Genomic DNA, 13,279 nt, shown 5'->3' with positions numbered 1-13,279 from the left:
AGGGGATAGCCACCTCATCCGTTTTTTTGCGGGTTTTCCTTGGCCAGCAACGCGGGCGTCGCAGGCAGGCGCTCAACCACTGCAAGTTTTTCCGGGCGCTGCGCGTCACGCCAGGCGCGAAAAGCGCTCAGTTCGCCCTCCAGGGCCTTCATGACCCACGCAAGTACGGCGATGTCATCGAGCATGCCGAACATCGGGATAAAGTCCGGGATCGCGTCAATCGGGCTCAGAAAATACATCAGCCCCGCCACCACCGAGATCAGCGCTTTGGGGCTGATGGCTCGATACTCGCCCCGCCAGTAGGCCAGACACAGAGATTGGAGCAACTTGAAATCGTCCTTGAGCTTGCCCAGGCGATTGCCTTGGCTCGACCCCTTGGCGGCGACCGCGAACAGCAGGGTCGGCAGACGCCCACGGCCCAGCAAGCGTGCAGCCATGGGCAGGAAGCGGGTGAAATTGAAGGGTGGTTTCATCTGTCACTCCAGTTCCATCAAACAGAAAGGTTATCCACACAAATTGTGGATAACCTTGTGAACAGAGCCTGTTTTACTGGCTGAAAGCCACGGTTTACAAGGCCTGCAGTCAGATCGGGCGTTTTTTGCGCACATCAAAAAAACCCAAGATTTCATTGACTTGGCGATTGCGTGCGGCTAGTCGTGCGTCAGTCTTATATCAGACTGTTACCGCCCAGGGACGTTCGTTTGGATTTGCCCGAACCGCAATGTGCAAGCTTCAGATACAACAACGCCCCGTCGAGACGGGGCGTTGTGTGTTCAGGCGCCTGTTACTTCTTGGCGGCTGGTGCGTCAGGGGCTTCAGCCTTGGCTGGGTCCTTGATGGCCAGCAGTTCCAGGTCGAAAACCAGCACGGAGTTGGCTGGAATCGCCGGGCTCGGGCTCTGAGCGCCGTAGGCCAGGTCGGATGGGATGTACAACTCGACCTTCTCGCCGACGTGCATCAGTTGCAGGCCTTCGACCCAACCCGGGATCACACCGCTGACCGGCAGGTCAATCGGGCTACCGCGATCCACGGAGCTGTCAAAAGTGGTGCCGTTGGTGAGTTTACCGGTGTAGTGAACAGTCACCACGTCAGTCGGCTTAGGCTGGGCGCCATCGGCTTTCTTGGTGATCTTGTACTGCAGACCGGAAGCGGTGGTAACGACTCCGTCTTTCTTGGCGTTGTCTTCGAGGAATTTCTTGCCGGCGGTAGCCGACTCTTCGCTCATTTTGGTCATGCGTTCTTCAGCACGCTTTTGCAGTGCGGCGAACGCCTCTACCAGTTCGTCGTCTTTGAGCTTCTGCTCTTTCTTGCCGACGGCATCTTCGATGCCCTGGGCTACTGCTTTGGAATCCAGGTCATCCATGCCTTCTTGAGCAAGGCTTTTGCCCATGTTCAGGCCGATGCCGTAGGAAGCTTTCTGCGCCGGGGTTTTCAGCTCTACGCTGGTCTGCGAATCACAACCCGCAAGTACCAGGCTAACCAGGGCCACCGCCGCCGCCAACCGATGCTGTTTCATGCTATTTCCTTGTTCATGCGCCAATAGGGCATTCGAATAAAGTCGCGAGCTTATCAGGCGGCCACGACCAATGGCTACCGGCATGTGAGCAGGAAACTTCCGATAAGTTCACGTGTTTAAAAGCATTTTCATTCATGATGAGCACCCGCGAAGGATCGCGGGACCGCCTGCCAACGGGCTCATGGCCACTTGCCGCACTTGTGCCGTAGTGGCATAACAACGCGACAACTCGACAAGGATAGTTATCTTGCGCATTTTTTCCCGTGTTTTACTCCTGATATTCACCCTTCTGGTCCTGTTGCTGGCCGTGGTGATCTATTACACCGTCAACCCCAAGCTACCGGACTACGTGCCTGTGGAGCAGGTGCACTACCAGGACCAGTGGAGTGCCGCCGACCGCCAGACCTATTACTTCACGCCCCAGGGCACCCAGGTAAAAGGCCTGCATTACGACTGGTTCACCGCCCTGGAGCTGCCGTTCGCCGAGGAACGCTTTGCCACGCCGCAATACCTGGCGCGCTTCGGCTTCCTGGTGGATCCCAAGCAAGTGCCCACCACACAAAACCCCGGCAACCTGCCCGTAGGGTTTGCCCGCCATAAAAACGCTGGCAGCAACGTTGAGTACCTGGATATCACCTGCGCCGCCTGCCACACCGGCGAATTGCACTTCAAGGGCCAGGCTCTGCGGATCGACGGCGGCTCGGCGCAACATGTGCTGCCATCCAGCGTGCCCACCTTGCGCGGCGGCAGCTTCGGCCAGGCCCTGGTCGCCAGCCTGGCCGCGACCTATTACAACCCATGGAAATTTGAGCGCTTCGCCCGCCAAGTGCTGGGCGATCGCTACGAGGCCGAGCACAGCCAGCTGCGCCAGGACTTCAAGCAGTCGCTGAACCAATTCCTCAAGGTCGCCTGGAACGACACCCACCGTGGCCTTTACCCCACCGAAGAAGGCCCAGGGCGTACCGATGCGTTTGGCCGCATCGCCAACGCCAGCTTTGGCGATGCCATTTCCCCGGAAAATTATCGCGTCGCCAACGCACCGGTGGACTACCCGCAACTGTGGGACATCTGGACCTTCGACTGGGTGCAATGGAACGGCTCGGCCCAGCAGCCTATGGCACGCAATATCGGCGAAGCCCTCGGCGTGGGTGCGACCCTGACGTTTTTCGATGGCGCGGGCCAGCCCCTTCAAGGCGATGCACGTTATCCGTCCAGCGTACGCGTGCGCGACCTCAACCTGATCGAAGAAACCCTGCAACGCCTCAAACCGCCTACCTGGCCCGAGGAGTTGTTCGGCGCCGTCGACAAGCCGCTCGCCGCCCAAGGCCGAGCGCTGTTCGCCGAGAACTGCGCCGGCTGCCACGTGCCCACTGTCAGCCAGGAAGGTGGTCGCCCGGTGCAAACCCTGAAAATGCTGCCGGTGGACTACATCGGCACCGACCCCGGCACTGCCAGCAATATCGCCGACCAGCGCTACGACCTCAGCGCCCTGCAATGGGACCCGGCGGAGTTGGCCAAGCTGAATGTCCAATTGCACCCGACACCGACCGAGCCCCTGGACCCGAAAAGTATGTCTGTGGCCAAGGGCCTGGCCTATGTCACTGCCTTTGTCGAAGACCACGCCTACCGCGCCGCCGGTGTCACCCCGGCCGAGCGCCCGCGCATGGATGGCTACGGCCTGCCGATTGGCGTGCGCGAGCTGCGCGCCTACAAGGCACGCCCACTGGCCGGCGTGTGGGCCACGCCGCCGTTTTTGCATAACGGTTCGGTGCCGACAATCTACCAACTGCTTTCGCCCCAGGACGAGCGCAGCACCACCTTCTATAAAGGCACCTTCAATTACGACCCGCGCCATCTCGGCTTTGAGACCACGGCGTTCAAGAATGCCTTTGTCTTCGATACCAAAATCACCGGCAACCACAACAGCGGCCACGAATTCCGGGCCGGCGCTCGTGGCAACGGCGTCATCGGCCGCGGCCTGCTGCCGCAGGAACGCTGGGCGCTGCTGGAATACCTCAAAGTGCTGGGCGGCCCGCTGGAGCAACAACTGCCATGATGATCCGATCTCGATACGACCAACCGTCCCTGCTCGCCCGCCTGTGGCTGCGCATGGGTAGATTCCTCGGCAAGAGCTTGCTGTGGCTGATGGGCCTGGGCTTGCTCGGCTGGCTGGCCGCTACCGCCTGGTACGCCTGGCAGCACAGCGGACCGGTGTCGCCCAATGAGCAGATCCCGCCGGGTGAAGCGGCAATGACCCAGGGCATCATCCAGACCGCCGTGCGCATCGTCGACCAGCACCGCGAAGGCACGCGCTACCTGCGTGATGCCCACGCCAAGGCCCACGGTTGCGTGAAGGCCGAAGTCAGCGTGCTCGCCGACCTCGACCCGGCGTTGCGCCAGGGGGTGTTCGCCGAACCGGGCAAGACCTGGCAGGCGCTGATGCGGCTGTCGAACGGCAACGCCTACCCGCAGTTCGACAGCATTCGTGATGCCCGTGGCATGGCGATCAAGCTGCTTGGTGTGCCGGGCAAACAGTTGCTCGCCGACCAGCAAACCCGTGCCGAACAGGACTTCGTGATGTTCAGCCATCCGAACTTCTTCGTCAGCGATGTGGCGGAATACGCGCAGAACATCGGTGCCCAGGCCGATGGCAAGAAAGTCCTGGCGTTCTTCCCCAAGGCCGACCCGCGCAGTTGGCAAGTGCGCCATCTGTTTATCGCCCTGGCAACCCTGGCGCCCGCACCGGCCAGCCCGACGCAGACCACGTACTTTTCCGTATCGCCCTACAAGTTCGGCGCGGCCAACGCCAAGTTCCGCGTCGCACCCGACCCGCAAAGCTGCCCCGAATACGCGCTGCCCAAGCAGAACCAGGACCTGCCGAACTTCCTGCGCAGCGCCCTGAGCCAGCAATTGTCCACCGACCGCGTGCCGGCCTGTTTCGTGTTGCAGATCCAGCGGCAGAACCCGCAGAAATTCATGCCGATCGAAGACACGAGCATCGAATGGAAGGAAAGCGACGCGCCGTACGAAAGCGTGGCCAAGGTGCGGATCCCGGCCCAGGATTTCGATACGCCTGAGCTGAACCTGGCCTGTGACAACCAGTCATTCAACCCCTGGTTTGGCGTGGCGGAGCACCGCCCTATCGGCGGCATCAACCGCTTGCGCAAGGCGGTGTATGAGGCCGTCAGCGACTATCGTCACAGCCGGAACGCGCCGTAAAAAGTGCGTACCAATGGGCCCGACGCCGTAAAGAATGCGTCGGGTCTATTGAGCTGTTTGCGTCCCACCTCTACGGTGAAGGCTTACCCCGTCACGTCGGAAATAACCGTGGAAAGCTCGACCCTTGGCATGCTCTTACTGACCTTGATCGCCGTGTTCGGTACCGCCTCTTTTTTCTTTGATCACATGGCGACGCGCCGCCAGCCACGCAAGAAAAAACCAACGGTATAAATCGCAGGCAAAAAAAAGCCCGCTCATTGAGCGGGCTTCTTGTGGTGACCTGGCGTTCAGTGTTCCAGGTTACCGAATATGGCGCAGCGGACGGGACTCGAACCCGCGACCCCCGGCGTGACAGGCCGGTATTCTAACCGACTGAACTACCGCTGCGCGTAACACATGAAGCGAATGGTGGGTGATGACGGGATCGAACCGCCGACCCTCTGCTTGTAAGGCAGATGCTCTCCCAGCTGAGCTAATCACCCTTCGTTTCGGTGTGGGCGCATCATACACCAAAAAATCGTAATGTCTTGATTTAAATGCAATTTATTTAAAAAAAGTTCACCGCACGATTTTTTGCCATATTTCGGGCAAAAAAAACCCGCTCAATGAGCGGGCTTTCTGTGGTGACCTGGCGTTCAGCATTCCAGGTTACCGAATATGGCGCAGCGGACGGGACTCGAACCCGCGACCCCCGGCGTGACAGGCCGGTATTCTAACCGACTGAACTACCGCTGCGCGTAACACATGAAGCGAATGGTGGGTGATGACGGGATCGAACCGCCGACCCTCTGCTTGTAAGGCAGATGCTCTCCCAGCTGAGCTAATCACCCTTCGTCTCGGTGTGGCGCGCATTCTACGGAGCGACCTATGGTCTGGCAAGCACTTTCTTAAATCTTTTTTTTGAGGCCTTCCAATAGCTTAGGCAGGGTTGGCCTGGGGCGCTATCAAGAGAATAATGCCCCCCTTTGTATAAAGGAGAGACTCACCCCATGTGGTTCAAGAACCTGCTTATCTATCGCCTGACCCAAGATCTGCCTGTTGATGCCGAGGCGTTGGAAACTGCAATGGCCACCAAACTGGCGCGCCCTTGTGCAAGCCAGGAGTTGACCACTTACGGTTTCGTCGCGCCTTTTGGTAAAGGTGAAGACGCTCCCCTGGTTCACGTCAGCGGAGATTTCCTGCTGATTGCCGCGCGCAAGGAAGAACGCATCCTGCCGGGCAGCGTAGTGCGTGACGCGCTTAAAGAGAAAGTTGAAGAGATCGAGGCCGAGCAGATGCGCAAGGTCTATAAGAAGGAACGCGATCAGATCAAGGATGAAATCATCCAGGCCTTCCTGCCCCGCGCATTTATCCGTCGCTCGTCGACCTTCGCCGCCATTGCGCCGAAACAAGGCCTGATCCTGGTCAACTCGGCCAGCCCGAAACGCGCCGAAGACCTGCTCTCCACCCTGCGTGAAGTGATCGGCACGTTGCCAGTACGTCCGCTCACCGTGAAAACCGCACCAATCGCGATCATGACCGACTGGGTCACCACCCAGAAACCGGCCGATGACTTTTTCGTCCTCGACGAATGTGAGCTGCGTGACACCCACGAAGACGGCGGCATCGTGCGTTGCAAGCGCCAGGACCTGACTGGCGAAGAAATCCAACTGCACCTGACCACCGGCAAAGTCGTGACTCAACTGTCGCTGGCCTGGCAGGACAAGCTGTCCTTCATGCTCGACGACAAGATGACCGTCAAGCGCCTGAAGTTCGAAGACTTGCTGCAAGACCAGGCGGAACAGGACGGCGGCGACGAAGCCCTGGGCCAACTGGATGCGAGCTTTACGTTGATGATGCTGACCTTCGGCGAGTTCCTGCCGGCGTTGGTTGAAGCACTGGGCGGTGAAGAAACTCCACAGGGCATTTAAGCCATGTGAAGATCAAAATGTGGGCGGGGGCCTCCCCCCCTCCCACATTTGATCGCATGTGTACTTCAAGAATCTAACAACAAGGACACTGCCATGCGCGCACTCGCCGCCTTGAGCCGCTTCGTCGGCAATACCTTCGCCTATTGGGTGTTGATTTTTGCCGTGCTGGCCTTCCTCGAACCTAGCTGGTTCATCGGCCTGAAAAGCGCCATCGTCCCGCTGCTGGGGCTGGTGATGTTCGGCATGGGGCTGACCCTCAAACTCGATGACTTCGCCGAAGTCGCTCGCCACCCCTGGCGTGTGGCCCTCGGCGTGGTTGCGCACTTTGTGATCATGCCCGGCGTGGCCTGGCTGCTGTGCCAGGTGTTTCACCTGCCGCCGGAAATTGCCGTCGGCGTGATCCTCGTCGGTTGCTGCCCAAGCGGCACCTCGTCCAACGTGATGACCTGGCTGGCCCGTGGCGACCTGGCGTTGTCGGTGGCCATCGCCGCCGTCACCACCCTCCTCGCCCCGCTGCTCACGCCAGCATTGATCTGGCTGCTGGCCTCGGCCTGGCTGCCCGTATCGTTCATGGAGTTGTTCTGGTCGATCCTGCAAGTGGTGCTGCTGCCGATCGTGCTTGGTGTGGTCGCCCAGCGCGTACTGGGCGAACGGGTTCGCCATGCGGTGGACGTATTGCCCTTGGTGTCGGTGGTCAGCATCGTGATCATCGTCGCGGCGGTGGTTGCGGCCAGCCAGGCGAAGATCGCCGAATCGGGCCTGTTGATCATGGCCGTGGTGATGCTGCACAACAGCTTCGGCTACCTGCTGGGCTACTTCACCGGGCGCCTGTTCAAGTTGCCTTTGGCGCAACGCAAGTCGCTGGCGCTGGAGGTGGGCATGCAGAACTCCGGGCTGGGCGCCGCGCTGGCCAGTGCGCACTTCTCGCCGCTGGCTGCCGTGCCGAGTGCGCTGTTCAGTGTCTGGCACAATATTTCCGGGGCGTTGCTGTCGACGTACTTCCGTCGCATGAGCGAGAAGGAAGACCGTCGTATCTTGGAGAACACCCCACAAACTTGATCGCCTGATCCGTTTTCGGCACTCTACGGGCTTCGCGGGGACGACCTCGCGACGCCAACGAGCGTTGAATCCGGGGACGACCCCGCCTGAATAAGCGAGGTCATCATGTCCTGGATCATTCTGTTTTTTGCCGGGTTGTTTGAAGTCGGCTGGGCCGTGGGCCTGAAGTACACCGACGGGTTCAGCAAGCCACTGCCCACCGCCCTGACCATTGCGGCGATGGCCATCAGCCTTGGCCTGCTGGGGCTGGCCATGAAGGAGCTGCCACTGGGCACCGCCTATGCCATCTGGACCGGTGTCGGTGCCGTGGGCACTGTGATTGCCGGGATTATCCTGTTTGGGGAATCCATGGCGCTGTTTAGGTTGGCGAGTGTGGCGTTGATTATCTGCGGGCTTGTTGGGCTTAAGATCAGCACTTAGGCCGCTACCGCCATCGGGGGCAAGCCCCCTCCCACACTGGACCGCGCTTGTCAGAACAACTCGGTCAAATGTGGGAGGGGGCTTGCCCCCGATGAGGCCTCAACATCCAGCGCAGAACTACCTTGCACTCCCACGCAGAACACCAACCACAGCCTGCAATTGCGCAGGTGTCGCCTCCTCTACCCGAACAGGCTCACCGGCCACCAACACCACCCGCGACCAGATCCGATGGAAAATCCCCTTGTTCGGATCACGACTGAAGAAACTCCCCCACAACCCCTGCAACGCCATCGGAATCACCGGCACTGGCGTCTCCTCCAGAATCCGCGTCACCCCGCCACGGAACTCGTTCATCTCGCCATCAGCGGTCAACTTGCCTTCGGGGAAGATGCATACCAACTCACCTTCCTTCAGATACTGCGCAATTCGCGTGAAGGCCTTTTCGTAAATCTGGATATCTTCATGACGCCCGGCAATCGGAATCGCCCCGGCGGTGCGGAAGATGAAGTTGAGCACCGGCAGGCGGTAGATCTTGTAGTACATGACAAAGCGAATCGGCCGACGCACGGACCCTGCAATCAATAGCGCATCGACAAACGACACGTGGTTGCACACCAGCAAGGCCGCGCCTTCGTCCGGGATCAGGTCGAGTCTTTTATGCTCCACGCGGTACATGGAATGGCTGAGCAGCCAGATCATGAAACGCATGGTGAACTCGGGGACGATCTTGAAGATGTAAGTGTTGACCGCGATGTTGAGCAGCGACACCACCAGGAACAACTCGGGGATCGACAGCTTGGCCACGGTCAGCAGCAGGATCGACACAATGGCCGACACCACCATGAACAACGCGTTGAGGATATTGTTGGCGGCGATCACCCGCGCACGCTCGTTCTCGGCGGTGCGCGACTGGATCAGCGCGTACAACGGCACGATATAAAAACCGCCGAACACACCGAGGCCGAGGATATCGATCAACACCCACCAGGCTTGGCCGTAACCGAGCACCGCCAGCCAGTCATTGGCCTGCACGTTCTGCGGGAAGCCGCCAGAGTGCCACCACAGCAGCAGGCCGAACACCGTCAAGCCGAATGAACCGAACGGCACCAGGCCGATTTCCACCTTGCGCCCGGAGAGCTTTTCGCAAAGCATCGAGCCGAGGGCGATGCCCACCGAGAACACCGTGAGGATCAGGGTCACCACGGTTTCATCGCCGTACAACCATTCCTTGGCGTAGGCCGGGATCTGGGTCAGGTAGATCGCGCCGACAAACCAGAACCACGAGTTGCCGACAATGGAGCGCGACACCGCCGGCGTCTGCCCCAGGCCCATGCGCAGCGTGGCCCAGGACTGGGTGAAGATATTCCAGTTCAGCCGCAGTTGCGGGGTAGACGCCGCCGCCCGTGGAATGCTGCGGCTGGCCAGGTAACCCAGCACCGCCACGCCGACAATCGCCACCGCCACAATCGGCGCGTAATGGGTAGACGACATCATGATCCCGGCGCCAATGGTGCCGGCCAGGATCGCCAGGAACGTGCCCATCTCCACAAGGCCATTGCCGCCGACCAACTCATCGTCGCGCAGGGCCTGGGGCATGATCGAGTACTTCACCGGGCCAAACAGTGCCGAGTGGGTGCCCATGGCAAACAGCGCCAGCAACATCAATTCGAGGTGATTAGTCAGGAAGCCCGTGGCGCCAACAGCCATGATCACGATCTCGCCGATCTTGATCGCGCGGATCAATGCATCCTTGTTGAATTTCTCGCCAAACTGCCCGGCCAGCGCCGAGAACAGGAAGAACGGCAGGATAAACAACAAGGCGCACAGGTTGACCCAGATCGAGCGATCGCCGTCGATGGTGAGCTTGTAGAGGATCGCCAGGATCAGCGATTGCTTGAAAATGTTGTCGTTGAAGGCGCCCAGCAACTGGGTGATGAAAAACGGCAGAAAGCGCCGCGTGCGCAGCAAGGTGAATTGCGAGGGGTGGCTCATCGTCCGTGTTCCTGCGTGGCCTTTATTTATCAGGCCACGACTTTACCTAATCCCGCTTACTTATTCGCTAGCCCTGCAATACATGGCGAAACAAAAAGCTCACCTTTATAGGCGCCCTGCACGGTGCGCCTGGCGACGATCAGCCACATCAGCGCCAATGCCAGCACCAGCGCACTGCCAAATACGTAGAAAAATGTCAGATGCAGCACATTCGCCAACTTGAGCGTTGCCAGGGCGTACACGCCCAGGGGGAAGGTAAAGCCCCACCAGCCCAGGTTAAACGGGATGCCAGCGCGCAGGTAACGCAGGGTGATCAGCACCGCGATCAGCATCCACCACAAGCCGAAGCCCCACAGGGTTACCCCCGCGATCAGGCCGATGCCGTTGGCGATCTCGCCGACACCCGGCAAGCCATTGGCAGTGAAGATCGCGGGCGCGTCGCCACCGAGCAGCAACATGCCGAGGGCGCCGGTGCCGATAGGGCCGAGCGCCAACCAACTCGACGCGGCCATATTGGCGTGGGGCAATTTATGCAGGGCCATGCGCAACATCAGGATGGTCAGGATGCTGAACGCCACCGGCAGGGAAAACGCCCAGAGCACATAGCTGGTCACCAGCATCACCAGTTGCGAATGAGCGTCCGCCAGATGCGGCGCCAGCAAGCCCCCGCTGGCCGCAGCGACTTCGGCGGCGACCACCGGCAACAGCCACACGGCGGTCATCTGGTCGATGCTGTGTTCCTGGCGGGTGAACATCATAAATGGGATCAATACACCGCAGGCCAGGGCCATCGCGACGTCCAACCACCACAGGGCTTCGGCCACCGGGATCACCTCAACGCCCCAGCGCGGCAGGCCGAACAACAGCAAACCGTTGAGAATCGTCGCCAACCCCATGGGAATCGTGCCAAAAAACATCGAAACCGTGGAATGCCCGAAGATCCGCCGCGCCTCGTGGAAAAACATCACCCAGCGCGCGGCATACAAGACGCTGAACAGGATGAACAGCCCAATGGTAAACATCCACAGGCCTTCAGCGATGGTGTGCAATACGGGCAGGTTGACCGGCAATTGCGCCAGGGCCAGAGCCAGCACCCCCGTGCCCATCGTTGCGGCGAACCAGTTGGGGGTGAATTGGCGAATCACTTCCCGGGGACGGGTCAGGTGGCTGAGGGGTTTGTAGCTGATGGTGTTCGAGCAGGTCATGATGAAAATCCTCTTCCTCGCATGAGGTTGAGATCATCATAGAACCCGATCGAATATCCATATAACGGGTAATATCTCTAACTGTTATCTATTTTGCAGATATTCGATTGGCGTGAAGAGTCCTGCACCCGCAACCCCACCAGTGCAGCCAGGGCCAATATGATCAGCGCCGCGCCGTAGCCGTCGGTGGTCACGATCAGGCCGTAACTGCGGATCAGGTTGCCCGCCAGCAACGACGGCAGGCAGAACGCCAGATAACTGAGCACATAAAACGCCGACATCAACCCGGCTCGCTCATGGGGCAACGCCAGCGGCACCACGCTGCGCAACGCCCCGAGAAAGCCTGCGCCGAAGCCGCTACCGGCGATCAGAGTGGCGATAAAAAACAACGACAGGCTGGCGCTGTGTACCGCCGTCAGGATCAGCGCCACCCCCACTGCCAGCAATGCCGCGCCAAGGCGCAGCACCTTGTCGGCCGGGCGATTGCGCAAGGTGAAGATCATCAGCGCCCCGCTCAACGTCAGTACCGCGACCAGACCGCCACCGATGAGGTTGGACGTGGACCCCGTCGCCGCCCGCACCAACGAAGGCGCCAGGGACAAATAGAACCCACCCATCGCCCACACCGCCACATCCACCGGCAACGACAACCACAGCGCCCGGCGTGCCTGGGGCGGCACATGCAGGGTTGGCCGCAGCGATGCCCACGCACCCTGAATACGGCTGACGGTTTCCGGCAGCCGCCACACATATAGTGCCTGCACCAACATCAGTGCCAGCAGCGCCGCGTAGACCAACTGCGTCGGCAATGGCGCGAACTCCACCAGCAAACTGCTACCCATCGCCCCGCACGCCATCCCCAGCAACGGTGCCACACTATTGACCAATGGCCCTTGCTGGCGGTCGGTATCCAACAGCGCCGCGCCCAGCACCGCCGTGGCCATGCCGGTGGCAAAGCCCTGTAATGTACGCGCCGCGATCAGCCAGGCCACGCTGTCTTCATTGATAAACAGCAGCATCGCCAACATATTCAGCAGCAGCGCAGCAAAAATCACCGGCTTGCGCCCCAGGTGGTCCGACAGCGAACCCACCGTCAACAGCGCCGCCAGCAGGCTCAGCGCGTATACACCGAAGATCAGCGTGAGCATACCTGCAGAAAAATGCAGGCCTTGCTGATACAGGTGATACAACGGCGTCGGCGCGCTGGACGCGGCCAGGAATGTCAGCAAGGTGATCGCCAGAAACACCAGGCTGGAACGGTGGGAAATAGGACTGGACATCGGCACGCTCCGCTAAAGCTAATATATTGCTTTTGTGGAGTGTGCGACTGGTCAGCGCTTAAAGCAAATTCTTTGTGTTAAGGTCGTAAATATGGCGATTAAAGAAGGCCTCCGCCCGGGGGGCCGTAGTGCCCGGGTACAAGAATCCGTTCATTCGGCCGTGCGTGAGCTGCTCGGAACCCACGAGCGCTCCAGCGTCACCGTGCCGATGATTGCCACTCGCGCAGGCGTCACGCCGTCGACCATCTACCGACGCTGGGGCGACCTCTCCGTTCTCCTGGCCGATGTGGCCCTGGCGCGCATGCAGCCTGATAGCGAGCCGGCCAACACCGGCAGTCTGCGCGGCGACTTGCAAGCCTGGGCCGAGCAGTATCTGGATGAAATGAGTTCAGAACCGGGGCGCAACATGATGCGCGACGTGCAATGCAGCGTGACGCCTGGGTATTGCGTGAGCATCTTGAGTGGGCAGTTTCAGGCGATTGTCGAGCGCTACCCGGATGACAACCCGCCCAGCGTCGACCGCCTGATCAACTTGCTGGCGGCGCCGACGGTGTTTCGGATTCTGTTTTCGACGGCACCGTTGGCGGTTGAAGAACTGTCTGCACTGATTGAACTCGCCTTGGGGAGATAAAAGCCTCACTCATAACCCAATGTGGGAGGGGCAAGCCCCTTCCCACA

12 protein-coding genes and 4 tRNA genes are annotated in these 13,279 nt (G+C 60.1%); 7 read left to right on the top strand and 9 right to left on the bottom strand.

The features are described from left to right. Positions 1-14 precede the first annotated feature (14 nt). A complete protein-coding gene (locus DNK50_RS12975; protein WP_112194383.1) occupies positions 15-473 on the bottom strand; it encodes a YkvA family protein in 459 nt (152 codons plus the stop codon). 311 nt (positions 474-784) lie between these two features. Next, entirely contained in the window at positions 785-1,516 is a 732-nt protein-coding gene (locus DNK50_RS12970) for an FKBP-type peptidyl-prolyl cis-trans isomerase (protein WP_099584450.1), read from the bottom strand. A gap of 247 nt (positions 1,517-1,763) precedes the next feature. Between DNK50_RS12970 and DNK50_RS12965 the strand changes: the two genes are divergently transcribed. The 3 genes from DNK50_RS12965 (at position 1,764) to DNK50_RS29135 (ending at position 4,966) form a co-directional block, all read left to right on the top strand. Next, entirely contained in the window at positions 1,764-3,572 is a 1,809-nt protein-coding gene (locus tag DNK50_RS12965) for a di-heme-cytochrome C peroxidase (RefSeq protein WP_112194381.1), read from the top strand. After that, positions 3,569-4,735 carry a catalase family protein gene (locus DNK50_RS12960; RefSeq protein ID WP_112194378.1) on the top strand — a complete coding sequence of 389 codons (1,167 nt, stop codon included), beginning with the start codon at positions 3,569-3,571 and terminating at the stop codon, positions 4,733-4,735. The genes DNK50_RS12965 and DNK50_RS12960 overlap by 4 nt, the downstream gene beginning before the upstream one ends. Positions 4,736-4,843: 108 nt before the next feature. Next, entirely contained in the window at positions 4,844-4,966 is a 123-nt protein-coding gene (locus DNK50_RS29135) for a hypothetical protein (protein ID WP_256592825.1), read from the top strand. Between the two features lie 79 nt (positions 4,967-5,045). On the opposite strand, the gene DNK50_RS12955 is transcribed toward DNK50_RS29135, so the two are convergent. The 4 genes from DNK50_RS12955 to DNK50_RS12940 all read right to left on the bottom strand — a co-directional run bounded on the left by DNK50_RS12955 (position 5,046) and on the right by DNK50_RS12940 (position 5,565). After that, a tRNA-Asp gene (locus tag DNK50_RS12955) sits at positions 5,046-5,122 on the bottom strand. A 19-nt stretch (positions 5,123-5,141) separates the two neighbouring features. After that, a tRNA-Val gene (locus DNK50_RS12950) sits at positions 5,142-5,217 on the bottom strand. A 176-nt stretch (positions 5,218-5,393) separates the two neighbouring features. After that, positions 5,394-5,470 (bottom strand) — tRNA-Asp (locus tag DNK50_RS12945). A gap of 19 nt (positions 5,471-5,489) precedes the next feature. Then, a tRNA-Val gene (locus tag DNK50_RS12940) sits at positions 5,490-5,565 on the bottom strand. 159 nt (positions 5,566-5,724) lie between these two features. Here DNK50_RS12940 and rdgC point away from each other — a divergent pair. From rdgC to sugE, 3 genes are all read left to right on the top strand, one after another. After that, positions 5,725-6,645 (top strand): recombination-associated protein RdgC, encoded by a 921-nt coding sequence (gene rdgC, locus DNK50_RS12935; RefSeq protein ID WP_099582817.1) that lies wholly within the window; start codon positions 5,725-5,727, stop codon positions 6,643-6,645. 93 nt (positions 6,646-6,738) lie between these two features. After that, the gene (locus DNK50_RS12930) at positions 6,739-7,704 is read left to right on the top strand and encodes a bile acid:sodium symporter family protein (protein WP_099582815.1); all 966 of its coding nucleotides are present in this window, start codon (positions 6,739-6,741) and stop codon (positions 7,702-7,704) included. A gap of 105 nt (positions 7,705-7,809) precedes the next feature. Then, on the top strand, positions 7,810-8,124 hold the full coding sequence (gene sugE, locus DNK50_RS12925) for a quaternary ammonium compound efflux SMR transporter SugE (protein WP_016970241.1): 315 nt from the start codon (positions 7,810-7,812) through the stop codon (positions 8,122-8,124). A gap of 117 nt (positions 8,125-8,241) precedes the next feature. Here sugE and DNK50_RS12920 read toward each other — a convergent pair whose 3' ends face one another. From DNK50_RS12920 to DNK50_RS12910, 3 genes are all read right to left on the bottom strand, one after another. Next, positions 8,242-10,116, bottom strand: coding sequence for an MFS transporter (locus tag DNK50_RS12920; RefSeq protein ID WP_112194376.1), 1,875 nt, complete (start codon positions 10,114-10,116; stop codon positions 8,242-8,244). 56 nt (positions 10,117-10,172) lie between these two features. Further along, positions 10,173-11,321, bottom strand: coding sequence for a TDT family transporter (locus tag DNK50_RS12915; RefSeq protein WP_112194374.1), 1,149 nt, complete (start codon positions 11,319-11,321; stop codon positions 10,173-10,175). A gap of 77 nt (positions 11,322-11,398) precedes the next feature. Then, the gene (locus DNK50_RS12910; RefSeq protein WP_112194372.1) at positions 11,399-12,601 is read right to left on the bottom strand and encodes an MFS transporter; all 1,203 of its coding nucleotides are present in this window, start codon (positions 12,599-12,601) and stop codon (positions 11,399-11,401) included. A gap of 91 nt (positions 12,602-12,692) precedes the next feature. Between DNK50_RS12910 and DNK50_RS12905 the strand changes: the two genes are divergently transcribed. Further along, positions 12,693-13,232, top strand: a complete 540-nt coding sequence (locus DNK50_RS12905) for a TetR/AcrR family transcriptional regulator (protein ID WP_099582810.1) — start codon at positions 12,693-12,695, stop codon at positions 13,230-13,232. Positions 13,233-13,279: the final 47 nt, after the last annotated feature.

The sequence above is a fragment of the Pseudomonas sp. LG1E9 genome (genome assembly GCF_003290225.1).
Lineage (GTDB): Bacteria > Pseudomonadota > Gammaproteobacteria > Pseudomonadales > Pseudomonadaceae > Aquipseudomonas > Aquipseudomonas cyclaminis.
The sequence above is the reverse complement of the archived record's forward strand: the minus strand, read 5'-3'. Positions and strand labels throughout refer to the sequence as shown.